This is a genomic window from Ruegeria sp. CDSB113, assembly GCF_059611045.1.
Genome location: NZ_JBXWOU010000011.1, coordinates 1 through 22,990, shown reverse-complemented (window position 1 = coordinate 22,990; position 22,990 = coordinate 1). Strand labels below are relative to the sequence as shown.

Sequence of the window (22,990 nt, the reverse complement as noted above, 5' to 3'; positions counted from 1 at the left end):
GGTTCAAATATTCAACCCCCGCAGCCTCAACATCGTATCAAGCCGTGTTCCCCGCACCATGCTATGAACAGAAGTGTTTGCAACCCGGAAAAAACTGAATATGACCAACCAGACGCTGTCATCATGACGGATGGGCAGGAAATTTGATGTAGAACAGGGCGCAGATGCGAAACCCACGGCTAAAATCGATACAAGCCGGTAACGACTGGTGGGATCAGTGATTTTGCACGCGGCTGAAAAAAATATATACGATACGGGTGCAAGCGCGCGGAGTTGCACCAGAACACTGAATTGGGCAAAGGCATGAGCCTAGGAAGACAAAACGATACAACCGGCCGTGCGCCGCGCATCTTGTTCTACAGCCACGATACGTTCGGGTTGGGTCATCTGCGCCGATCCCGTGCACTGGCTGGTGCGATGACGCAGGCTGACCCGTCGGCATCGGCGCTGATCCTGACCGGGTCACCCGTGGCCGGGCGGTTCACCTTTCCGCGTCGCGTCGACCACGTGCGTTTGCCAGGTGTGACCAAACGCGCCGACGGGTCTTATGCATCCCAAACAATTGGCATGGGCATCGAGGAAGTGACCGAACTGCGGGCGGGTCTTATCCAGACAGCGGTTCAGCAATTCGATCCCGACGTTCTGATCGTTGACAAAGAACCAACCGGTTTCCGCAGCGAGCTGTTGCCCACCCTGGAAAATTTGCTGCGGTCCCGCCGCACGAAAATGGTCCTGGGCCTGCGTGACGTTTTGGATGAACCCGAAGTGCTGGCCGCCGAGTGGGAGCGGAAAGAAGCCATTGCAGCAACCGAAAGGTTCTACGACGAAATCTGGGTGTACGGGCTGCGCTCGATCTATGATCCGACCGAGGGCCTGCCGCTCAGCGCTGCCGCGCAGTCGCGTATCCATTGGACTGGTTATTTGCGCCGCGACCTTGGCCCGATAGGCGATCCGCCGGAACAGCCCTACATCCTGATTACGCCGGGAGGCGGCGGCGACGGCAAAGCCATGGTGAACCAGGTTTTGTGCGCCTATGAAAAAGACCCCAACCTGTCACCGCGCGCTGTCCTTGTCTACGGCCCCTTTCTGTCGGGCGAGCTGCGGGACGATTTCGAAACCCGCGTTGCAGCGCTGAATGGTCGGGTCACGGCTGTTGGCTTTGAATCGCAGATCGAAACGCTGTTTGCCGGCGCTGCAGGTGTGGTCTGCATGGGCGGCTACAATACGTTCTGCGAGGTGCTCTCGTTCGACAAACGCGCCGTCATCGTTCCGCGCACAACACCGCGGCTGGAACAGTGGATCCGCGCCTCACGCGCCGAGGGTCTGGGTCTTGTCAGAATGCTGGACGAAAACCGTGACGGGTTAACAGCGGACGCGATGATTGAGGCTATTCGCAATCTGCCCGATCAGCCACTGCCTTCTCAGGCAATCCGCGACGGCCTGCTGGATGGTCTGGACTATGTCACAAGCCGCGTAGATGCGCTGCTTGGTGGGGAACGGGAACGAGCCACCGGATGACTTCAGGAAAACCCAAGCTCGCGGTGCTGGTCAAAGGATGGCCGCGCCTTTCCGAGACGTTTATCGCACAGGAACTGGTCGCCTTGCAGGACGCGGGCCACAGCTTTGACATCTGGTCCCTGCGCCACCCGACCGACATCAAACGCCATCCACTGCATGATCGGTTCAAGGGACAGGTCTACTACCTGCCCGAGTACCTATACGAAGAACCTGATCGCGTCTGGGCCGCGCGCCACCTCGCGCAGACCCTGCCCGGTTATACCGAGGCTTATAAGGTCTGGCGCTCTGACCTGCGGCGCGACCCGACACAGAACCGCATCCGGCGTTTCGGGCAGGCCTGCGTTCTGGCCGCCGAGTTGCCCGAGGAAACGCAGGTGATGTATGCGCATTTCATGCACACACCGTCGTCAGTCGCACGCTATGCCGCCATCATGCGCGGCCTGCCCTGGAGCTTTTCGGCACACGCCAAGGACATCTGGACGTCACCCGACTGGGAGAAAGCCGAAAAACTGCAGGCCAGCACGCATGGGGCCGCTTTTGGTGCAACCTGTACCGCAATCGGGGCCGAACACTTGCGCAGTCTGGCCGATGATCCGGCGCGGGTCGATCTGATCTATCATGGCTTGGACCTGAACCGTTTTCCCGACCCGCCGACCCGCGCAGCTCGGGCACCGGATGGGCCGTTTCACATGCTCTCAGTCGGTCGTCTGGTCGAAAAAAAGGGCTTTGATCGCCTGATCGATGCGTTCGCCATGCTACCCAATTCGCTGGACTGGCACTGGACACATATTGGCGGCGGTGCGCTTGGTGATGCGCTGCGCGAACGGGCTGAGGCCCAAGGTATCGCAGACCGGATCACCTGGAAGGGGGCCTGTGACCAGCCCGAAGTGATCGAGGCGATGCGCGGCTCTGATCTGTTCGTGCTGCCCAGCCGGATCGCGGCTGACGGAGATCGCGACGGGTTGCCAAATGTTCTGATGGAGGCTGCGTCTCAGCTGTTGCCGATCCTGTCGACACCGGTTTCCGCCATTCCGGAATTCATCGAAACTGCGACGCATGGCGTTTTGTCCGACGACAACCCGGCCGCACTTGCCAGCGCGATCACCGAAATGGCCGCCACTCCTGAGCGTACTGCATCTTTGGCCAACGCTGCCTATTCCCGCCTGATTGCCGAATTCCGCATGGACCCCGGCATTGCCCTGTTGTCCAAACGGCTCAGCGCATTGGGCGCGGGCAAAGACTGATGGCCCGCGTCGCCTTTTTCTCACCGATGAAATCTCCGGACAGCCCGGTGCCATCGGGTGACAGGGAAATGGCGCGTAATCTGATCAGGGCGATCGGGGCGCAGGGCGATGAGGTCGATCTCGTATCGGACTTGCGCATTTACGACAAAACGGGCGATCCGGCGGTTCAACAACGTCTCTGCTCTGACGCCGATGCCGAAGCCCGGCGACTGATCGCGGACATGACCCACGACACGGATTTGTGGGTGACGTATCACAACTACTACAAGGCCCCTGATCTGCTGGGTCCCAAGGTGTGCGCCGCTCGGGGCATCCCCTATGTGCAATTGGAAAGCACCCGTGCGACCAGCAGGTTACGCGGCCCATGGTCCGGCTTTGCGCAAGCCGCACATGATGCCTGCGACGCAGCAGACGTCATTTTTTACCACACGGCCAACGATCTAATCACGCTGGAACGTGAAAAGTTCAAGGATCAGCGCCTGGTCGAATTGCCGCCCTTTTTGCCAATCTCGAACCTGCCGCCCGCTTCCTCATGTGACGGGCCGATGCTGACGGTGGGAATGATGCGGCATGGCGACAAACTGGCGTCGTACCAGTTGCTGGCGCAGGCCCTGTCGCATTTGAACGGGGATTGGGCTTTGGATGTTGCAGGGGATGGACCAGCGCGGGCTGAGATCGAGGACCGTATGACACCGTTTGGCTCGAAGGTCCGGTTTCTTGGGCAACTGGATCGTGACGCCTTGCAAAACTTATACGCAAATGCGTCCATCTTAGTGTGGCCCGGCGTGAATGAGGCATATGGCATGATTTATCTTGAAGCGCAGGCCAGCGGAGTTCCGGTTGTTGCGCAGAACAGGCCCGGTGTCCGCGATGTTCTGGCGCCGGCCAACTACCCCGAGGTCGAAGCAGGACCCGAAACGCTTGCCACCAGGCTACAGACGCTGATTGGCGACCCTGCCCTGCGCCGTTCGCTTGGCGCGACGGCCCAAAAGTATGTGTCAAACCGCCACCTGATGCCCGCAGCAACCGAACGGTTCTGGCAGGCTGCGCGGCCTTTGATCGGAGGCACTGCATGAGCCAACTTGCTCTTTTGCGCCACGGCCACACCCATTGGAACCGCGCTGGCCGTATTCAGGGCCGCAGTGACATTCCGCTGGACGATGACGCGCGCACCGAACTGGCCGGATATGAATTGCCCGAGTCGTGGAACAAGGCAGCTCTCTGGTCCAGCCCCCTGCAGCGCGCCAGCGAAACCGCCGCATTGGTTGCAAGGCGAGAGCCTATGGTGTCCGAAGCCCTGACCGAGATGAACTGGGGCGATTGGGAAGGCAAGCGCGGCGTTGACCTGATTGCAGACGCAGACAGCGGATATCGCCATATCGAGGATTGGGGCTGGGACTATTGCCCGCCGAACGGCGAAAGTCCGGCGGAAGTGAAGGCGCGATTGCAACCCTGGCTGGACGGATTGCAGGGCAACACCGTCGCCGTGTGTCACATCGGGATCATGCGCGTCATTCTGGCCTCGGCCTGGGGATGGAACTTTGACGGAACCGCCCCGTTCAAGATCAAGCGCAACCGACTTTATGTCATTGATCTGGATGGTTTTCAGCCGCAACCCGAACCGGTTCGACTGCTGCGACAAGGCCCTCGCGAATGAAGGTCATGATTGTTGTCACCCACCTGTTGGGCACCGGGCACCTGAGCCGTGCGTTAACGCTGGGCAGGGCCTTTGTCGCGGATGGGCATGATACCTTCGTGGTCTCTGGTGGGATGCCTGCTCCTCAATTGGACACGACTGGAATGACGTTGTTGGGACTGCCCCCTTTGCGCTCGGATGGGACTGATTTCACCCGTCTTTTGACACAAGCCGGAACGGTGGCGGATGAGGGGTACTTCGCGGCGCGCAAGACTGCTCTGGTTGAAGCAATTCGCAGCTTTGCACCGGATGTTCTGATCACCGAGCTTTATCCGTTTGGCCGCCGATCCCTGACAGGTGAATTTTCAGCTGCGCTAGAGGCGGCCCGTGATATGCCCCCGCGCCCAGTAATTCTGGGATCGATCCGGGACATTCTGGCACCGCCCTCGAAACCCTCAAAGGCAGAGCGGGCGGAGCAGATTATCGCAGAGCGTTACGACGGCATCCTTGTCCATTCGGATCAGAGCGTTGTGCCATTGAACGTCAGTTGGCCTGTGTCTGAGCAGCTGGAAGGCCGCCTGTTTTACACGGGTTTCGTGGCGCCACTGGCCCCAACACCGCACAAGGATGCAATCGGCAAAGGCGAAGTGCTTGTCAGCGCAGGCGGCGGTTCGGTTGGGCAACCGATCTTCCGCGCGGCCATCGAGGCCGCCCGAAAGATGTCCAACAGGCACTGGCGCCTGTTGGTCGGCGGACAGGATGCAAAGGCACGCATTACCGAATTGCGGAAGCAAGTGGCGGATGCCCCTGTCACTTTGGAACCGGTGCGGCCCGATTTTCGCCAGATGCTGCCCCACGCGGCGGCTTCGGTCAGCATGTGCGGCTACAATACAGCATTGGATATTCTGCAAGCAGGAACCCCTGCCGTGTTCATTCCATTTGATGATGGCAATGAGGTCGAGCAGAGCCTCCGCGCCCGCACCCTTGCGGAAATGCCCGCCATTGATGTCATCCCAAGCAAAGACTTGAACGGAGATCTGTTGGCCGAGGCCGTGGGCCGTGTGATTTCATCGGAACCTCGTCCGGTCTCAGATCAGGGGTTCGATGGCGCAGCGCAATCGGTAAGCATCGCCAAGGGACTTTTGGAGCGCCGCAGATGAGTGTTGACTGGCGCAGCTTGACGGATGAACTGGATATCTGGCGTCAACAAGGACTGGCGCTGCCTTTGTGGTGGCGTGACGATGACGCGGTTTCCACAACGCCGCAACTCGACCGGTTGTCCACGATGTCAGACCTCCTTGGTGTGCCCGTTCATCTGGCCATCATCCCCCGTGATGTCCAAGACGTGCTGATCGAATATGTAACTGCCCATCCAATCCTAATCCCGGTCGTGCACGGATGGGCCCATCAGAACCACGCACCACCGGATGAAAAGAAATCCGAATTCCGCCTGCACCGGCCCATGGACGATATCACTCAGGACGCCCGCATGGGGATATCGCGGTTGCGCGCCCTGTTTGCGGACCAATTGTGCCCGATGTTCGTGCCGCCCTGGAACCGCATCGCGCCAGAGGTAGTTCAGGAATTGCCCGCCGCGGGGTATCGCATCTTATCGACCGCCACGCCACGGTCCAGCCCGCAGGCGGCGCCCGGATTGGCCCAGGTCAACACGCATCTGGATCCAATCGACTGGCGCGGATCACGCGGACTGGCCGACCCGGACACGTTGATCGCCAAGACCACTCAGCTGCTGCAAGATCGCCGCGAGGGTCCCGCAGACAACACCGAGCCCTTTGGCATCTTGACCCACCATCTGGTTCATGATGAGGACATCTGGGCCTTTACCCACGACCTGCTACACCGGCTGCTGAACGGGCCGGGCTTTGTCTGGTCAGCCCCCCAAGCCGATTGAAAACGGAGATCTGAATGAGCCGATTGGATTCCATGCTGCGCCGCCTGACCGCACAACGCGACGGTTTGAATTGGGCGGTCGACCAAGTCTCGGACATGGCGGGCGACGTACTGGATATGGGTCTTGGAAACGGGCGCACTTATGATCACCTGCGGGAAATTCTGCCGGATCGGAGAATTTGGGTCATGGACCGGGTGCTGCAGTGCCATCCGTCCAGCACACCGCCAGCAGAGGATTTTTTGCAGGGTGAGGCCGAGCCGATGCTGCAGAAGCTGGCAGAAGGTGGACCCAGTATCGCTTTCGGTCACTACGATTTCGGGCGCGGCGTTAAGGAAGAGGACGTGGCCGAAGCGGCGCGTCTCAGCCCCTTTATCGCGCAGGTGATGTTGCCCGGCGGACTGTTGATCTCGGGCCAACCGCTTGTCGGCTTTCAGCAGATCAGCGGACCGGACACCATCGCGCCGGACCGTTACTTGTTCTACAGGGCCTGATCAGGCCACGCGCCGCCCACGCGACCAAACGCCATTCAACGCAGGGGTGCCTTCGCGCATCCGGAACCGGATGACGTCCGCCCGGGTGCCCGCCCGCAGCTCACCACGATCATCCAGCCCAACGACCTCTGCCGGTGTCTTTGTCACGGCTTTCAGACCGCGGGCAAAATCACCCCACATCTCGCCCAGGTTCACAGCAGACAGCAACAATGCGGATGGCACATAGTCCGAGGACAGTATGTCGAGATGGCCCAGCTGCGCCAATTCATACGCAGCGACATTGCCGGAATGCGACCCGCCCCGGATCACGTTGGGTGCGCCCATCATCACCTTGATACCGTGGTCTTGGCAGGATCGCGCGGCCTCGACAGTGGTCGGGAACTCGGCAAGGGTGATCCCGTGACCGGCCGATACGCGCACCTGCTCGTCCGTCGTGTCATCATGGCTGGCCAGCATTGCACCAAACCGTTTGGCCGCTTTTACCGTCTCAACCTCGTGCAGATCACCATAGCGGTCGCGCATCGCCTTAAGGTCGGCCACGTGTTGCAGAAATCCATCGCCCTCCAGCCCCAGTTTGCCTTTCAGATACGCTTCAAGTTTCGACATATCGCGGAACTGCCGTTGTCCGGGCGTGTGATCCATGAGGGAGACCAGACCAACACGGTCTTCGGGCCCAAATTCGTTTAATTCTTCGGCCAGGGTTTCCGAGCAGACCTCAGCCCGCAAATGCAGAAAATGGCTGATCTTCAGCGCATCCTGTTCCCGCAACTGCCACAGCTCACGCGACAGACCGCGCGCGTATTTGACATAGCGTTGCCCGGACGGGATCGAGCCTATCCGCATCGCGTCGAACACGGTCGTGATCCCGGTACTGGCCAGTTCGGCATCATGGGCCAGAATAGCGGCGGCATGAGGCCAGTCGACCTTTGGCCGCGGCTGGATGTGACGCTCAAGGTTGTCGGTGTGAAGTTCGACCAGACCAGGGCAGACATAATCCCCTTCGCAGTCAATTGCGCCAGCGGGAACAGCCGGGCCGGTCGCGACTTCAGCAATCGTATCCCCTACAATCCGAATGCTACCCGTAATCGTCTCATCGGGAAGAACAAGCGTGGCATTGGCAAGTATCATTTCTTCTGTCATCTGAACTTCACAAGGTTTGAGCTATTGGGAAGGCCACGCATAGGAGGCCAATGTGACATTCACGCGATACGCAATCTATTTTGCGCCACCGGCTCAGGCCGAATGGACAAGCTTTGCGACCCAATGGTTGGGCTGGGACATGGAAGCCGGAACTGAAGTTGCGCATCCTGTCATTGACGGCGTGGACGTCGGAGCCGCGACCGATGTTCCGCGCAAATACGGTCTTCACGCGACGTTGAAGCCGCCGTTTCGCCTGAACAAGGGGCAATCTCTGATCGACTTGCAAGATGCCTGCAAACGGTTGGCCGGAACGCAACTGCCCGTCACGCTGGACGGGTTCGAGATCGCCCGGCTGGGTCGTTTTCTGGCCCTGCGGCCGGTAGGTAATTCCGACGCGCTGAACGCGCTTGCAGCGGCTTGCGTCCGCGAACTTGACAGCTTCCGCGCCCCCGCATCCGCCGCGGAACTGGACCGCCGACGTGCCTCGGGCCTGACGCCGGAACAGGACGCCAACCTGCTGCGTTGGGGTTATCCTTATGTGATGGACACGTTCCGCTTTCACATCACCCTCAGCGGAAAACTGGACAAACCCACGCTGAAAACCGTTCAGGCCGCATTGGAGGACCATCTGGTCCCCCTGCTGCCCGCCCCCTGTCAGATCAAGGATCTGGCGCTTATGGGCGAAGCCGAGGATGGGAGATTTCATCTGATCCATCGCTACGCCCTTTCCGGTTGAAGCCCGGCAAGGATCGCATCAATCGTGACCTCCAGCGGCCCGGAATTATCAACTTCAATCACGCGATTCAGCCCGTCGGGCAAGGGCATACCAGCCCGTCCCAGACGACGCGCCTGATCAGAGGTGCTTTCCCGTCCACGCGCAAAGAGGCGCTGCGCCAGCACCTCAGGGTCCGCTGTCAGCGAAATCACGATCAGGTCGCCAAAAACCGCCTGCGCGTTCAACACAACCGAACGGGACAGATTGACCAACAGCGCATTCACCGTTTGCCGTTGGTCTGCGATTTCAATCGGGATGCCGTAGTGCAGCCCATGCGCGTTCCAGTGCAACGCAAAGGCTCCGTCCAGCACCATCTGCTCGAAGATTTCAATCGACACGCGATCAAAATCTTCGCCTTCTTCGCCTTCGGGGCGGGTTATCACCCGGCGAACCCGCAGGATACCTGGCGACGCCGCGACCAACGCTTCCATGACGCTGTCTTTGCCGACACCTGACGGACCAACAACGGCTATGACCGGCGCAAGGCTCACGCGACCATCCCCGGGGTGAATTCAGACACGTTAATCTCGCGATCACAGACCCGGCTGCGCGCTTCGATATCGTGGAAAATGCCAACAATCGCCGCGCCGCGTTCTTTGGCCTCTTCGATCAAAGACAGCACCGTTTCGCGATTTTGCGCATCCAGTGAGGCAGTCGGTTCGTCCAACAGCATCGCAGGGTAATCATGCGCAAATCCACGTGCGATGTTCACCCGCTGCTGCTCACCGCCCGAAAAAGTGGTCGGGCTCAGGCTCCACAGTCTTTCGGGAATGTTCAACCGCCGCAACAAACCCGCCGCCTTGTCCAGCGCCGCTTGCTTGTCGCAGCCAACGGCCAACAGCGGCTCGGCCACCACCTCAAGCGTCGGCACTCTGGGGACCACGCGCAGGAACTGACTGACATGGCCGAGCGTCTCGCGCCGCAAAGCCAGAATTTCACGCGGTTCGGCCTTGGCAACGTCCAGATCACCGACAAGAACCCGACCTGATGCAGCCAGATAATTCCCATAGATCACCCGCATCAGCGTTGATTTCCCTGCGCCCGAGGCCCCGGTCAGGGCGACGCATTCACCTGCGGCGACTTTCAGCGATGCACCCTGCATCACCGGAATTACGGCACTACCCTGATTGTGCAGAGTAAAGCTCTTGCTGACATTGATAAGCTCAATCATAGCACTTCATCTTTTTCCAAAAACTCAAACCTGCAGAACGCTGGACACGAGCAACTGCGTGTAGGCATGTTGCGGATCGTCCAGAACCTGATCGGTTAACCCGGCCTCGACCACATGACCGCTTTTCATCACCATCAGTCGATCCGCCAGCAGGCGTACGACGGCAAGGTCATGGGTGACGATGATCGCGCTCAACCCCATCTCACGCACCAACCCGCGCAGCAGATCCAGCAGACGCGCCTGAACGGAAACATCCAGCCCGCCCGTTGGTTCATCCATGAACACCAGGCGCGGCCCTGTGACCAGATTGCGGGCGATCTGCAACCTTTGCTGCATCCCGCCAGAAAAGGCCGACGGACGGTCATCCACACGAGATTCCTCAATCTCGACCCGCCCCAACCAGTCGATCGCACGGTCCCGGATGGCGCCATAGTGACGATCTCCTACCGCCATCAGACGCTCACCAATATTGCCGCCAGCACTGACCGACATCCGCAGGCCATCGCGGGCATGCTGATGTACAAAGGCCCAATCCGTGCGGCTAAGCATCCGGCGTTCCGGTTCGGACATGGTGACTGTATCCACCGGACCATCAGTACGTGTGTCAAAAATCACCTGCCCCGCATCGGGTTCCAGATGACCGGCCATGCAATTCAACAGCGTCGACTTGCCCGATCCGCTTTCACCCACGATCCCCATTACTTCTCCAGGGAAGAGATCAAAACTCACATCCGAGCAACCGATCCGCGCGCCATAGCGCTTTTCGATGCCTTTGACCTGCAACAAGGGGGTCATGCCGCATTCTCCTCGGCAAGTCGGCCAACATGGCCCGCCTCGCGGCGAGACCGGCAATAATCGGTGTCGGAACAGACGAACATCCGGTTGCCCGCATCATCCATGATCACTTCGTCGAGATAGCTATCCTCTGCCCCACAAAGATCGCATGGGTGATCGGCCTTGGTGGCCTCAAACGGGTAATCCTCGAAATCCAGACTGACGACCTTGGTATGCGGCGGAACTGCGTAAATTCGCTGTTCCCGTCCCGCACCAAACAGCTGGATCGCGTCCATCTCAAGCTTTGGGTTGTCGAATTTCGGGATCGGCGACGGGTCCATCACATAGCGGTCCGACACTTTCACCGGATAGGCATATGCGGTCGAAATCGCCCCGTGCTGGCTGATGTCCTCGTACAGCTTCACATGCATCAGCCCATATTCTTCAAGGCTGTGCATCTTGCGTGTCTCGGTCTCACGCGGTTCCAGAAAGCGCAGAGGTTCCGGGATCGGCACCTGATAAACGATGATCTGGTCCTGGCGCAGCTTCGCCTCGGGGATGCGGTGGCGGGTCTGGATGACCGTGGCCTTTTCGGTTTCCTCGGTCGTTTTCACGCCTGCCGTGTTCTCAAAAAACTTGCGGATCGACACGGCGTTGGTGGTGTCATCGGCACCCTGATCGATCACTTTAAACGTGTCCTCGGGCGTCAATGTAGCGGCTGAAACCTGCACTCCACCGGTGCCCCAGCCATATGGCATCGGCATTTCACGGCTGGCAAAAGGGACCTGATAACCGGGCACAGCCAGACCTTTCAGAATGGCCCGACGGATCATTCGCTTGGTTTGTTCGTCCAAATATGCGAAGTTATACTCATTCATTTTGATGTATCACTTTGTTTTTGGTGTTTTTGTGGACGTATTTCTGTTGGGCGCATTGTTATTGGCGCTATTGGTGTATCTTTTCTTTCACTCTCGTCATGCGAAGCGACGACGTCGTGCGCAAAAGCGGGATCCAAATGGCGAATGGAGTTCGGTCGGCGCGCGCACGGACTCGCCGCCCGGTAGAAACCTGCGACGCCCGTAAGGCAGGTTTGGCAATTCGTCAGCCTGGTTTGCCCAAGTGGGGATGCAGACGCAGTCCAGCTCATAAGCGACCCCTTGCACACAGCTCGGCCTCCAACACTTGAGGAGAGGTAGAGTGGACGCTGCTTTTGCGAACGGAGTGCGCGGCGTCTTCGAACGCCAGTTCCACGGCCCATGCCAAGTGACGCTGCCAGTCGAGCAGAACACCACCGATTTTGAACACGACGGCCTTCATTCTGCGGCCTCCTTTGGCGTGATCCGCTCTTCGGCCTCACGGCGCAGTTTGCGAACCAGCTCCAGTTCGGACTGAAAGTCGACGTAATGCGGCAGCTTGATATGTTCGAGGAACCCGGTCGCCTGAATGTTGTCCGCGTGGCTGAGGACGAATTCCTCATCCTGCGCGGGGGCACCCAGATTGTCTTCGCCCAACTCGTCCCAACGCAGGGCGCGATCCACCAGAGCCATCGCGATGGATTTCCGTTCAGACTGACCAAACACCAAACCATAGCCACGGGTGAATTGCGGCGGTTCGGTCTTGGACCCTTTGAACTGGTTCACTGTCTCGCATTCGGTCAATTCGATTTCGCCGATGTCGATGGCGAAACCCAGTTCCGGGATGTCCATTTCCACTGCGACCTTGCCGATCCGCAGCTCACCGACGAATGCGTGGTTACGGGCGTAACCGCGTTGCGTTGAATAGGCCATGCCCAGTACAAACCCCTCATCCCCGCGGGTCAGGGATTGCAGACGCAAGGGTCGGTTCGACGGAAACTCCATTGGTTCGCGGGTCAGATCACCGGGGGTGGCGTCACTGGCGGGTTCATCCTGAATGATGTCCTCGCCCTTCAGGAACTCAGTGATATGCGGCGTCGCCTCGGTGCGGGGTTGCGCCGTAGGCGCAGCCGGAACCTCACCTTCAGCGGCCAATTTGAAATCCAGCAGGCGGTGCGTGTAATCAAAGGTTGGCCCCAGCACCTGCCCGCCCGGCGCATCCTTGAACGTGGCCGAAATCCGGCGATCACACGCCATCTCATCAGTCTTAACCGGGTTTGAATAGCCAAATCGCGGCAATGTCGTCCGGTAGGCTCGGATCAGAAAGATCGCCTCGATCAGATCGCCGCGCGACTGCTTGATAGCCAGGGCCGCCAAATCGGGGTCGTACAAGGACCCCTCGGCCATCACCCGATTGACCGCCAGACCCAGCTGTTCCCGGATCTGGGCGATGCTCAGTTCGTCAATGTCGGTTGCGCCGCGTCTTTCTTCCGCCAACCAGGCATGTGCGTTCTCAATAGCCGTCTCGCCACCCTTGACTGCAACATACATTGTCTAGGTCTCCACACTGATCTGAGTACTGCGCGGCAGGGCCGCCACCCGGTCGCCGCAGGTAAAAAAGAAGTCACATCCAAGCGGGTACAAAGCCGCGTTGGCCTGCAATGCCGGGGCATCCGGCAAGGATAGCCGCGCAGTGTCTTTGATCCCCGGACCACTTAGAATGGCACCTGCTTGTTGCAGCGCGTCACATTCAACAATCAAAGTGGCCGAGCGATCCGGGTATTCTGCAGTACCGATACGAAATGATCCCAGTGGGTTGAGCTCGGCCCAACTCCCTACGGCGAAATCTGCGACGGCAGCCTGTGAAATGGGCGCACCTGTGTGAAAGGTCAGCCACTTGCGCACCCCATCGGTGTTGAACGCGCCCGCCAGATGCACCTTTGTCTCGGGGTCACACAAAGTCAGCAGCAAGGTTCCCGCTGCGATCGACAGGGGCTTTGGCGGTTGCGCACCCTTCAGGTCACGGATTTCTGCGGGCTGGGCCATCACGGTCATGGCGGCGCGGAATGCATGCGCGGCCTGGACCGGTGCATTCTGAAAACCCCCGGAAAATTGGGTCTGCGCCGTCATGTGTCCTCTCCCCTTACCATTGTGAAAAACTCAACCTTCGTCGCTGCGGCTTTGGAGGCGCGATCTTTTCTGGCAGACTGCATCTGACCCTTGAGCGGCGCGATCACTTGGTCATGAACTGCACCGGCAGCCGAGGTCTGCATCAAAGCATCAATCAACGCGGCCGCCTGGGCCTTGGGCTTGGACCGGCCCTGCACGTATCCATGCCCAACCGTTCCATCCTGCAACACCAGGGAACACCGCGTGACGGTCATTTCGCCAAGGTTGAACCGAGCACCAGTGCCGCCAGTACACCCGCGCACCATGACGCCACCCACTTCGGGGCTGCGCAGCCATTCAAAGTGCGGGCGTCCTTCGTACTTATCCCAAAGTGTCATCAGCGCGCTTTCAGGCGCACGCGCCAGCAGGCCCATCCAGCCCTGCCGCGCCGCCTTAGAATTACTTGTTTGATCTGTCATCAAAGCCTCTTGGCCGGGTTGTCTACGTGGTCTATACAACTAGACAAATACTACATCCCGATGCCTGGGCTGGCAATCCGCAACCTTGTGAAGATTTGATGACATGAGAAGAACACCTGTCTGGAAAAGCATCGCCCTGAACCTGACATCCGACATTGCGGAAGGTCGGTACAGCACCGGCGACCGCCTGCCGACCGAGGCACAACTGGCGGCAAAACACGGGGTCAACCGCCATACGGTACGGCGCGCGTTGTCGGATCTGGCGGACCAAGGTCTGGTGCATGCCCGTCGCGGCGCCGGTGTCTTTGTCGCAGCCCGTCCGACCGATTATGCCATCGGCAAGCGCGTCCGATACCACAAGAGCATCTCGGCCAGCGGTAAGATTCCTGGCAAAAAGATACTTACGCTCACAACGCGCGCCGCAGATGAAACAGAAGCAGAGGCCCTGGAGATCGCTTCAGGCGACCAGGTGCACGTTTATGACGGACTGTCTCTGGCGGATGGGCAGCCAATCGGGCTGTTCCAAAGTGTCTTTCCCGCGAACCGCTTGCCCGGCATTCTTGAGGCACTGTCCGAGACAGAATCGGTAACGAAGGCTTTGCAGCACTGCGGTGTTAAGGATTACACCCGCATCTCAACGCGCCTGACTGCGCGCGCGGCGACGGCAACACAGGCCCTGCACCTGCGACTGACAGAAGGTGCGCCTGTTCTGTATTCCGTCGGCATAAACGCAGATCCCAATGGTATGCCGGTTGAATTCGGGCGAACAGTATTTGCCGGAGATCGGGTCACCCTGACCCTGAACGAGGACTAGGCTGCAACGACCCTCGCGCCCGTCTTCGACCTCCTGACGGTGGTCTCATCCCGTTGGGCATAGCGCCGCGTGAAACGCGGCGCTATGCCCAAGGCCGCCAGCCCGTATCGGCAAGGCCGATGCGGGTGCGGGAGGTTTCGGTTCTTGCCTATTCAAGTCGGTTCGTATCTTTCCAGGAAAGCCTCGGCGCTCAATGTTCGGAAATCCGGAAGGGCCGCACGCAGACGGGCATTGTCCCAATCCCACCAGGCCAGGTTCATCATGCGTTCGGCCACACCAACCGGATAACGGTTGCGGATCGGTTTGGCCGTAACACCGCCTACAATTGTATAAGGTGCGACATCCTTGGTGACGACAGACCCCGAGGCAACCACCGCGCCGTGCCCAATGGTCACTTCAGGTTTGATTATTGCTGCATGCCCAATCCACGTATCATTGCCGATCCGGGCGACGCGACTGGCGCGATGATTGAACCAATCCGCATCATCCTCGGCATCATCCCAGTAATCTGCCGAGCGATACAGGAAGTGATGCAATGACGCCTTCTCCATCGGATGATCTGTCGCGCCGATCCGAGTGAAACTGGCGATATTGGCGAACTTCCCGATCTCGGCATTCGCAATATCACAGGTCCGGTCGCAATACGAATAGTCGCCGAAAGCAGAGTTCACAACGCGGCTTCCCGCACCAATTTCGACAAATTCGCCGAAGGAACTACCCGAGATTTGGCAATCAGGATGGATAATCGGTTGGTCGGAACGCAGTCGCGCCATGGTTTTGTGGTCCTTAGTCATGAGTCACGGCAAAAAGAACGACTTCGCCTTTGTGTCCCTAGCTTTGCGTATCTTGCCTGTCTCTCCCTGGATAAGCCGTCGGCGCAGCCAGCCCGAGAACCAGTCCATCAACATCACCATCAAGATGATCAGAACGATGTAATAGGCGACTTCTTCCCAATCCTTCTGAGTGATGATCGCTTGCGTCAGCAATAGACCGATGCCACCGCCGGTGATCGCACCGATCACCGTGGCGCTACGGGTGTTGGATTCAAGGAAGTAGAGCAACTGGCTAAGCAGCACCGGCGTCACCTGTGGGATCACACCATAGCGATAGCGTTGCGGCGCATTCGCCCCGGTGGATTGCACACCTTCGATCTGCTTTTGGTCGACATTTTCCAACGCTTCCGAGAATATCTTGCCGAAGGTGCCGGTATCGGTCACCAGAATGGCCAGTGCTCCCGTCAGCGGGCCGGGTCCAAAAGCGCGGGCCAGAACAACCGTCCAGATCAGCGCGTCTACACCGCGCACAAAGTCAAACACACGCCGCGTCAGAAACCGGACGGATTTGAGCGGGTTGAAATTTCGCGTGGCGAGAAACGCCAAAGGCAATGCGATCATACCTGCGCCTAACGTGCCGAGAAATGCCATCAGGATGGTTTCAAAAATGGCCCAGACAACATCCTGATGCCGCCACATCTTGTTGGTCCAGAAGTCATTCAAGATCGCTCTGGCCTCGCCTTGCGCAGCAAGACCGGCCAATTCAGGGAACGACTTACCATAGTAAGGGCTATCAAGCGTGAACCAGAACAGCTCCCACCCATTGAAATAGCGGAAGACCTCGGACCGGTTGCGGGTCACGGTCAGGCGCCCCGCATCCGTTGTAATCGCCATGCGGTTTTTTGAGACGTTGATCCAATCCGGCACCTCGCCCGCGGGCAGTTCAGCCTGAACACCAGCAGAGCGGGTCGGTGTCGCGCGGACGATGCCATAGCCGGGGATATCGTATTCCACTGTCTCGGGGCCAAAGCGGACGATGTGGCCGTCTTCCAGATCAATGACCGTAGTTTCGCCTAAACTCACCCAGCCCGGAGCCTCACCGTCAGGGTAGCGGCCCTTGCGTTCACCTTCGATGGCGGTGGAAACCTCACCGGTGCGATTGTCACGCGAAACATGCGTTTTGTAGCTGTAGCTGTCTGCTATCAGCGTTTTGCCGTTCTCCCAGTTCGCACGCTCGGCCATTCCAGGCACGTCGAAAGCAAAGAACACGTAAATCAGATAGACAAAAACAAGCGCGGGCAATCCAAAGTTGGTCAGCCGTTTGCGGTTGAACAGACCGTCAGCTTCGGCTTTCAACTCGTTGATGGTCAGGTCGGTGGCAAAAGTGCTCATGCCCGTGCTCCTTTCTCGGAACCGTAGGTCAGACGCTCACGCAGCAGACCCGACATCTGATCGACAACAACAATCGTGACGAACAGCAGAAGGAAAATAGCAGCAGCTTCGTCATAACGCCCCTGCCCCCAGGACATCGCGTTGCGCAGCTCGTATCCCAGCCCGCCCGCACCAACAAAACCCAGAATGGCCGAGGCGCGAATGTTGATTTCGAACCGCAGCAGCGCATAGCTGACATAGTTCGGTCCAACCTGCGGGATCACGCCCAAATACATCCGCTGAGACCAGTTTGCGCCGACCGAATGAAGCCCCTCGACCGGCTTCAGCGAGGCATTTTCGTTCACTTCCGAGAACAGCTTGCCAAGCGCACCCGCCGTATGAATGGCAATGGCAATCATTGCGGGCACCGGACCACCGCCCAACACAAAGATCAAAACCAAAGCGATAACGATTTCAGGCACCGCGCGAAAGATATCAGCGATGCGACGAAACAGCGGGATAAGCGAGGGCCACAATGCCATGCCACGCGTGGACATCAGCGCCAGAAACGTCCCGGCGATGGCCCCTATCAGCGTCGAAGCCGCAGCGATGTTGAGTGTCTCAACCAGCGCCGGAAAGAACTCTACCAGATTGGCAGGCAACGCTCCGATCTTTTCCCAAGCCTCTGACAGCACCTCGGCGGGGTAATCAAAGATGCGGCGCCAGCCATCTGTAAAGCTGCCTGCGTTTCGGTTGTCGGCGGTGCGAAAGCCGGCGGCCATCATCGCCACGAATACGATCAGAAGGATACCACCATAGACCCGCTTTCGCCGTGTCATCTCGGAATAGTCGGTCCGGATCTGGTCCACGCTTAGGGACCCCGCGGTCAGGTCTGTCATGGAATACTCCTGAGTGGAAAAACGGGGTCCGGTTGTGCGCCGGACCCCGATCATTGTGCTTACGGGCTTAGTTGGACTTCAGCTTGCGCGCTTCGATGATGATTTCGTAGGCGTCGTGGGTGATCGGCATAAGGCCTTTGGATTCACCGCCCAGAACGTTGTACATGCAGTCCGGATCAATCGAGTTCATCGAGGCCAGCATACCGGTCATCTTGATTTTGACATCCTCGGGCAGTTCGGTGCGCAGAACAAACGGGCCTTCGGGGATCGGAGCGGATTTCCAAATCTCGACCAGATCGTTCATGTCGACCAGGCCGGCATCCACGGCACGGCGCAGCGCGCCGGACTGATAACCGTCTTCCCAGTCCCCAAGACCGTCGGCCCATGTCACCCCACCGTCAACATCACCGTTGTTTACGGCCACAATGGTCTGCTCATGACCACCGGTGAATTTGACTTCACCAAAATAGTCACCCGAGGTCATGGTTGCACCGGTGGCCTGCGGAATTTCGATCGACGGGATCAGGAAGCCTGAGGTCGAGTTGGGATCGCCGAAGCCAAAGGTCTTGTCCTTCATGTCTTCCAACGAGGCAATGCCGCTATCCTTGCGGGCAAATCCGATCGAATAGTAGCCATAGCTACCATCGGTGTTGACTTTGACCAGAACAGGCTCGACCGCCTCAGGATCGCTCAGGTAGGTTTTGGCGTACCCTGATGCACCCAGCCAGGCCATGTCGATAGTGCCGCCCAGCAACCCTTGAATGACACCGTTATAGTCCGCCGGTGCAAACAGTTTGGTTTCAACGCCCAGCAATTCCTGGGTCTGCTCGCGCAGGCATTCCTGCTTGCTCAGACGGTCCTGTGCGTTTTCTCCGCCCAGAATACCAATGCGGAATTCGGTAATCTCTTGCGCCATAGCTGGCGCGGCTATCGCAGTTGTGGCCACCAGGGCGGCAATCAGTTTTTTCATCTGTCTCTCTCCGGTTTGATATGCCGGCCTTTCATCGGCCGGTCGATGAAAGGGTTGGGTCTGGCTTAGATGGTCGCCTCGGCTTCCATCAGCGCATTTTGGGTCGCGTCCAGTGTTTCAATCTCGGTCGAAGTTGCCTCTTCCGAGAAGCTGGCGTCGGCACCGTAAATTTCGCGGGCCACGCCAGTTGTCAGTTGCTCGGGCAACCCGTCGAAAACGATACATCCGTCGCGCATACCGACGACGCGGTCACAATAGCGGCGGGCGGTATCCAATGTGTGCAGGTTGGCGATGACGGTACGGCCGTCTTCTTCATGGATGCGCCGCAGTGCCTGCATCACGACCTGAGCATTCATCGGGTCCAGCGAGGCGATGGGTTCGTCGGCCAGAATAATCTTTGGGTCCTGCATCAGGGCGCGCGCGATGGCGACGCGCTGTTGCTGACCACCCGACAGCGCTTCGGCGCGTTTGGGCGCGTGCGCGGCGATGCCGAGGCGATCCAGAATATCAATCGCACGGTGGATATCTTCCATCGGGAACAGGTTAAACATGGTCGCCAGTGTCGAGTGGCGGTTCAACGTGCCATGCAGCACGTTCGACACCACATCCATGCGCGGCACCAGATTGAACTGCTGAAAGATCATCGCGCAATCAGCCTGCCATGCGCGTTTGTCACGGCCCTTCAGCTTGGTGATATCACGACCTTGAAACAGGACCTCACCGTCGCTTGCATCCGTCAGACGATTGATCATCCGCAACAACGTCGACTTGCCCGCGCCGGACCGCCCGATGATGCCAATCATGCAAGGCTTGTCTACATCCAGCGTCGTTGCATCAACGGCCACGTTGTCGCCAAAGCGCTTGGTCAGTTTTTCTATCCGCAGCACGTGCCACCCCCAATTCGTGTTGGCGACCAGCTACAGGCGGGATTCAACGGCTTTGTGTCGGCACAGTGAAAGTTTTGTAAACACCCCTGCGCACCGAGGGCCTACCCATTGGCGCATATCGCCGCTATACGCTGTGCCAACACGCTATCCATATGAGGCCATTCATGAGCTTTGACCGCAGCATCAAGATCGCCCCGTCGATCCTGTCCGCAGATTTCGCCAATTTCGGTGCCGAGATTCAGGCCATCGAAGCCCAGGGGGCGGATTGGGTCCATATCGACGTCATGGACGGCCATTTCGTGCCCAACCTGACCTTTGGCCCGCCCGCCGTCAAAGCGTTCCGCCCTCATGTCAAAACGGTCATGGACGTGCATCTGATGATCGCGCCGGTTGATCCCTACATTCAGGCCTACGCGGATGCAGGGGCCGATATCCTGACCGCACATGTCGAGGCCGGGGCCCATACCCACCGTACTTTGCAGGCGATTCGCGCCGCTGGCATGAAGGCGGGCGTTGCGTTGAACCCCGGCACCCCGGCCGACGCGGTTGAACACTTGCTGGACCTGACCGATCTGGTTTGCGTCATGACAGTGAACCCCGGTTTTGGCGGCCAGAAATTCATCGACATGACCAACAAGATTCGCAAACTGCGGTCGATGATCGGAGACCGTCCGATCCATATCGAGATTGACGGTGGCGTCGACCCCAAGACGGCCCCGCTGGTGGCCGCAGCTGGTGCGGATGTGCTGGTCGCAGGTTCAGCCGTATTCAAGGGCGGTTCGGTCGATAACCCGGACGTCTACGGCGCAAACATCAAAGCGGTGCGTAGCGCGGCGGAATCGGCGACCTCGTAAACATCACTGCATCCAAAGTGACGCGCTAGTTGGAACGTTGCGCGTCACTTGTCGCATCCGGTTGGCGGTTCTTGTACCGAGCACGCATCTTGATCGCTTGCATGAACCGCCCCTCGGCCACCAAAGCGGCCAGAAAGTCGCCAAGATAGTCCTGGTGCAGGCCTGCGGCGGTGGCAGAATCGAACATGCTTTCTGCTGCATCGAACCTGTCCTCGGCCAACAGCACCAGCGCATTCGTATACTGCTCAAACTCTCCATCGGGGTAGAGACCAAGCGCCTGATCAATGGCATCACGGGCTTCATCCGTGTACCCCAGCCCTAACGCGATATCCGCATGCAGGCGGTGGTCAAAGCGGTCGGCACCCTCAAGCGCGACACTGCGTCGAATGTGGAAAAGAGCGGCTTCATACTCGAGGTCGTCCGCCAACAGGCTGGCCCGCCAATAAAGCAGATAACTACCCGGTCCCACCCGGCTTTCCGCCAGCTCCAACACCTCATGCGCCTGTGATCTTTGGCCTAAGTCTGACAGCGCCCGCGCCTTTCGCACGTAGCCGTCCGTGTCATCAGGTTCGGCCTCAATCACCGCTTCGGCATCTTTCAATGCCTGTTTGGGCCGATCCAGCATCAGCAGGATAAGGGACCGGCGCGATAATGCGGTCACGAAATCCGGCTTCAGTTCCAATGCCCGACTTACGTGGTCAAACGCAGCTTCCCAATCGTTCTGCTCGGACAACAGAAAGGCGACACCGTATTCCGCATATGGATCATATGGATCCAGTTCGCTGGCGGTTCTGAACAGGCTAAGCGCTTCGTCCTGCCGGTTATGATCCTCCAATATCCAGGCAAGCTCCCGCATCGCCCAAGTGTATTCAGGGTTCAGGGCCAGAGCGGTTTGCATCATTTCTTCGAATTCGGCAAAATCGATCTCTCCGGCCCGGCGCGCACTGGCGGCCAGACCGGCCATGTTGCTGGCATTCGGTTTGCGAGACACGGCCTGCCGAAACAACCCGGTCGCGGCTTCATACTCGTCATGATAATAATGAACCCACGCCCGCCCCTGCAGCCCAAGCTCGGCGTCGGGATTCAAGGCCAGAATTTCGGCAAACGCGTCATCGGCCTGATCCATATCGTCGAGATCATAATAGGCCCATGCCAGCTTATCCAACATCTCAATACGCTGCCGATCAGACGCTCCGACACCACCCAGCCCGTGCTGGCATATTTCGATGATACGCTCTGGCGTGCCACTCTGATCCAGACAGGCGGAAACATAGGTTTCCTGAGAGTTCGTAAGCAAAGGCTTGGCTTGCACTACGCTTGCAATCGCGATCACTGCGGTTAGGGAAAACCCGATGAATTTGGTTAACGATCTGATCATGTTACCGAAAATCTGAATGTCTGCCGCCAGAATACTGACAATTGTGAAAAGAAAAAGACCGCCCCAATTGAAGCGGCCAAATAATTCGCCTGTGTGCTGAAGGAAGCCCTATCGCAGCTCTTTCAGAGATTTTACGGAAGGGCTGTGGGGTTGGCAGTGGCTGTTTTGTTGTAGGTATCAACAGCTTCTACAATCCACGCCGAGGCCACTCAGCGCCGGGATGGAAAAGCCCGTTCGCGTTTGAACGGAAGGTAGCAAAAACAAGCAATCGAGGCGGCACGAATGCGTGATAGATCCACGCGCCTTCAGATCCCGTTTGTTTCCTGCGTATTAAATTTCTCTGAAACGCACTCAAACGGTTTCCGTTTGCCATACTGGTGGATTGTGACCATGAACGACCGTATCCGACACCAAAAAACGAGAATACCCCCATGATTGAACGCATCGACACCGGCGAACGGTCCTCCAAAATTGTGAAACACAACGGCGTGGCCTATCTGACCGGGCAAGTCGCCGAGGGCGAGACAATTCAGGAACAGGTCCGGATTTGCCTCGAGAAGATTGACGCCCTTCTCGAACAGGCAGGCTCATCGCGCGAAAAGATGCTGCGCGTGACGATCTGGCTGGCCGACATGAAGGATTTTGCAGGATTGAACGAGGTCTGGAATGCCTGGGTTCCAAAGGGCCATGCCCCAGCGCGGGCTTGCGGCGAAGCCAAATTGGCGCGCGCCGAGCTGAAAGTGGAATTCATCGTCGACGCGGCCTACGATTAATTCCTTTCCGTGCATCGCGTGCTGAACACAGCAGGAATGCAAAAAAGGGCGTCCCGAGGGACGCCCTTTTCGTTTGATATCGCGAGAGCGATTACTCGACGATTTTCGACACGACGCCGGCGCCGACGGTGCGGCCGCCTTCACGGATGGCGAAACGCAGGCCGTTTT

Annotated in this window: 27 protein-coding genes; 11 read left to right on the top strand and 16 right to left on the bottom strand. The window is 58.6% G+C overall.

Going from position 1 to position 22,990, the window contains the following annotated elements:
* Positions 1 to 303 precede the first annotated feature (303 nt).
* From AC2FIS_RS17285 to AC2FIS_RS17255, 7 genes are read left to right on the top strand one after another with little or no spacing between them, the layout of a single operon-like run.
* On the top strand, positions 304 to 1,518 hold the full coding sequence (locus AC2FIS_RS17285; RefSeq protein WP_496774600.1) for a glycosyltransferase family protein: 1,215 nt from the start codon (positions 304 to 306) through the stop codon (positions 1,516 to 1,518).
* Entirely contained in the window at positions 1,515 to 2,762 is a 1,248-nt protein-coding gene (locus tag AC2FIS_RS17280; protein WP_496774599.1) for a glycosyltransferase family 4 protein, read from the top strand. The genes AC2FIS_RS17285 and AC2FIS_RS17280 overlap by 4 nt, the downstream gene beginning before the upstream one ends.
* A complete protein-coding gene (locus AC2FIS_RS17275; protein ID WP_496774597.1) occupies positions 2,762 to 3,838 on the top strand; it encodes a glycosyltransferase family 4 protein in 1,077 nt (358 codons plus the stop codon). Before AC2FIS_RS17280 ends, AC2FIS_RS17275 begins: the two co-directional genes overlap by 1 nt.
* The gene (locus tag AC2FIS_RS17270; protein WP_496774595.1) at positions 3,835 to 4,419 is read left to right on the top strand and encodes a histidine phosphatase family protein; all 585 of its coding nucleotides are present in this window, start codon (positions 3,835 to 3,837) and stop codon (positions 4,417 to 4,419) included. Before AC2FIS_RS17275 ends, AC2FIS_RS17270 begins: the two co-directional genes overlap by 4 nt.
* Complete coding sequence (locus AC2FIS_RS17265; protein ID WP_496774592.1) at positions 4,416 to 5,558, top strand: glycosyltransferase family protein; 1,143 nt, start codon at positions 4,416 to 4,418, stop codon at positions 5,556 to 5,558. The genes AC2FIS_RS17270 and AC2FIS_RS17265 overlap by 4 nt, the downstream gene beginning before the upstream one ends.
* Positions 5,555 to 6,310, top strand: coding sequence for a polysaccharide deacetylase family protein (locus tag AC2FIS_RS17260; protein WP_496774589.1), 756 nt, complete (start codon positions 5,555 to 5,557; stop codon positions 6,308 to 6,310). Before AC2FIS_RS17265 ends, AC2FIS_RS17260 begins: the two co-directional genes overlap by 4 nt.
* A gap of 14 nt (positions 6,311 to 6,324) precedes the next feature.
* Positions 6,325 to 6,801, top strand: coding sequence for a class I SAM-dependent methyltransferase (locus tag AC2FIS_RS17255; protein WP_496774587.1), 477 nt, complete (start codon positions 6,325 to 6,327; stop codon positions 6,799 to 6,801).
* Here the strand turns inward: AC2FIS_RS17255 and AC2FIS_RS17250 are convergent, their stop codons facing one another.
* A complete protein-coding gene (locus AC2FIS_RS17250) occupies positions 6,802 to 7,941 on the bottom strand; it encodes an alpha-D-ribose 1-methylphosphonate 5-triphosphate diphosphatase (protein WP_496774585.1) in 1,140 nt (379 codons plus the stop codon).
* 52 nt (positions 7,942 to 7,993) lie between these two features.
* Between AC2FIS_RS17250 and AC2FIS_RS17245 the strand changes: the two genes are divergently transcribed.
* Positions 7,994 to 8,677, top strand: a complete 684-nt coding sequence (locus AC2FIS_RS17245) for a DUF1045 domain-containing protein (RefSeq protein WP_496774583.1) — start codon at positions 7,994 to 7,996, stop codon at positions 8,675 to 8,677.
* Here the strand turns inward: AC2FIS_RS17245 and AC2FIS_RS17240 are convergent.
* The 8 genes from AC2FIS_RS17240 to phnG form a co-directional block, all read right to left on the bottom strand.
* Complete coding sequence (locus AC2FIS_RS17240) at positions 8,659 to 9,207, bottom strand: ribose 1,5-bisphosphate phosphokinase PhnN (protein WP_496774581.1); 549 nt, start codon at positions 9,205 to 9,207, stop codon at positions 8,659 to 8,661. The genes AC2FIS_RS17245 and AC2FIS_RS17240 overlap by 19 nt on opposite strands.
* A complete protein-coding gene (gene phnL / locus AC2FIS_RS17235; protein ID WP_496774579.1) occupies positions 9,204 to 9,887 on the bottom strand; it encodes a phosphonate C-P lyase system protein PhnL in 684 nt (227 codons plus the stop codon). The genes AC2FIS_RS17240 and phnL overlap by 4 nt, the downstream gene beginning before the upstream one ends.
* Positions 9,888 to 9,911: 24 nt before the next feature.
* The gene (phnK, locus tag AC2FIS_RS17230; protein WP_496774578.1) at positions 9,912 to 10,682 is read right to left on the bottom strand and encodes a phosphonate C-P lyase system protein PhnK; all 771 of its coding nucleotides are present in this window, start codon (positions 10,680 to 10,682) and stop codon (positions 9,912 to 9,914) included.
* Positions 10,679 to 11,539: an alpha-D-ribose 1-methylphosphonate 5-phosphate C-P-lyase PhnJ gene (locus tag AC2FIS_RS17225; protein ID WP_496774577.1), complete on the bottom strand. Its 861-nt coding sequence runs from the start codon at positions 11,537 to 11,539 to the stop codon at positions 10,679 to 10,681. Before AC2FIS_RS17225 ends, phnK begins: the two co-directional genes overlap by 4 nt.
* 265 nt (positions 11,540 to 11,804) lie before the next feature.
* Positions 11,805 to 11,978, bottom strand: coding sequence for a hypothetical protein (locus AC2FIS_RS17220; protein WP_496774576.1), 174 nt, complete (start codon positions 11,976 to 11,978; stop codon positions 11,805 to 11,807).
* On the bottom strand, positions 11,975 to 13,066 hold the full coding sequence (locus AC2FIS_RS17215) for a carbon-phosphorus lyase complex subunit (RefSeq protein ID WP_496774573.1): 1,092 nt from the start codon (positions 13,064 to 13,066) through the stop codon (positions 11,975 to 11,977). The genes AC2FIS_RS17220 and AC2FIS_RS17215 overlap by 4 nt, the downstream gene beginning before the upstream one ends.
* A 3-nt stretch (positions 13,067 to 13,069) precedes the next feature.
* Complete coding sequence (gene phnH, locus AC2FIS_RS17210) at positions 13,070 to 13,645, bottom strand: phosphonate C-P lyase system protein PhnH (RefSeq protein WP_496774572.1); 576 nt, start codon at positions 13,643 to 13,645, stop codon at positions 13,070 to 13,072.
* Entirely contained in the window at positions 13,642 to 14,103 is a 462-nt protein-coding gene (phnG, locus tag AC2FIS_RS17205) for a phosphonate C-P lyase system protein PhnG (RefSeq protein WP_496774571.1), read from the bottom strand. Before phnG ends, phnH begins: the two co-directional genes overlap by 4 nt.
* Before the next feature lie 103 nt (positions 14,104 to 14,206).
* On the opposite strand from phnG, the gene phnF reads away from it, so the two are divergent.
* Complete coding sequence (gene phnF / locus AC2FIS_RS17200; RefSeq protein ID WP_496774567.1) at positions 14,207 to 14,917, top strand: phosphonate metabolism transcriptional regulator PhnF; 711 nt, start codon at positions 14,207 to 14,209, stop codon at positions 14,915 to 14,917.
* 152 nt (positions 14,918 to 15,069) lie between these two features.
* On the opposite strand, the gene AC2FIS_RS17195 is transcribed toward phnF, so the two are convergent.
* From AC2FIS_RS17195 to phnC, 5 genes are all read right to left on the bottom strand, one after another.
* Positions 15,070 to 15,690, bottom strand: coding sequence for an LbetaH domain-containing protein (locus AC2FIS_RS17195; RefSeq protein ID WP_496774565.1), 621 nt, complete (start codon positions 15,688 to 15,690; stop codon positions 15,070 to 15,072).
* A gap of 24 nt (positions 15,691 to 15,714) precedes the next feature.
* Positions 15,715 to 17,082, bottom strand: a complete 1,368-nt coding sequence (gene phnE, locus AC2FIS_RS17190; protein WP_496774560.1) for a phosphonate ABC transporter, permease protein PhnE — start codon at positions 17,080 to 17,082, stop codon at positions 15,715 to 15,717.
* Positions 17,079 to 17,960, bottom strand: coding sequence for a phosphonate ABC transporter, permease protein PhnE (gene phnE / locus AC2FIS_RS17185; protein WP_496774559.1), 882 nt, complete (start codon positions 17,958 to 17,960; stop codon positions 17,079 to 17,081). Before phnE (AC2FIS_RS17185) ends, phnE (AC2FIS_RS17190) begins: the two co-directional genes overlap by 4 nt.
* A 67-nt stretch (positions 17,961 to 18,027) precedes the next feature.
* A complete protein-coding gene (gene phnD, locus AC2FIS_RS17180) occupies positions 18,028 to 18,930 on the bottom strand; it encodes a phosphonate ABC transporter substrate-binding protein (protein WP_496774557.1) in 903 nt (300 codons plus the stop codon).
* Between the two features lie 65 nt (positions 18,931 to 18,995).
* On the bottom strand, positions 18,996 to 19,817 hold the full coding sequence (gene phnC / locus AC2FIS_RS17175) for a phosphonate ABC transporter ATP-binding protein (RefSeq protein ID WP_496774556.1): 822 nt from the start codon (positions 19,815 to 19,817) through the stop codon (positions 18,996 to 18,998).
* 164 nt (positions 19,818 to 19,981) lie between these two features.
* On the opposite strand from phnC, the gene rpe reads away from it, so the two are divergent.
* Positions 19,982 to 20,671, top strand: coding sequence for a ribulose-phosphate 3-epimerase (rpe, locus tag AC2FIS_RS17170; RefSeq protein WP_496699750.1), 690 nt, complete (start codon positions 19,982 to 19,984; stop codon positions 20,669 to 20,671).
* Positions 20,672 to 20,696: 25 nt separating this feature from the next.
* On the opposite strand, the gene AC2FIS_RS17165 is transcribed toward rpe, so the two are convergent.
* Positions 20,697 to 22,049, bottom strand: coding sequence for a tetratricopeptide repeat protein (locus tag AC2FIS_RS17165; RefSeq protein ID WP_496774555.1), 1,353 nt, complete (start codon positions 22,047 to 22,049; stop codon positions 20,697 to 20,699).
* 431 nt (positions 22,050 to 22,480) lie between these two features.
* Between AC2FIS_RS17165 and AC2FIS_RS17160 the strand changes: the two genes are divergently transcribed.
* Positions 22,481 to 22,822: a RidA family protein gene (locus tag AC2FIS_RS17160; protein WP_282120772.1), complete on the top strand. Its 342-nt coding sequence runs from the start codon at positions 22,481 to 22,483 to the stop codon at positions 22,820 to 22,822.
* 91 nt (positions 22,823 to 22,913) lie between these two features.
* Here AC2FIS_RS17160 and AC2FIS_RS17155 read toward each other — a convergent pair.
* Positions 22,914 to 22,990, bottom strand: a 77-nt coding sequence (locus AC2FIS_RS17155; protein WP_211198660.1) for an EF-Tu C-terminal domain-related protein, incomplete at its 5' end; no start/stop codon positions are given.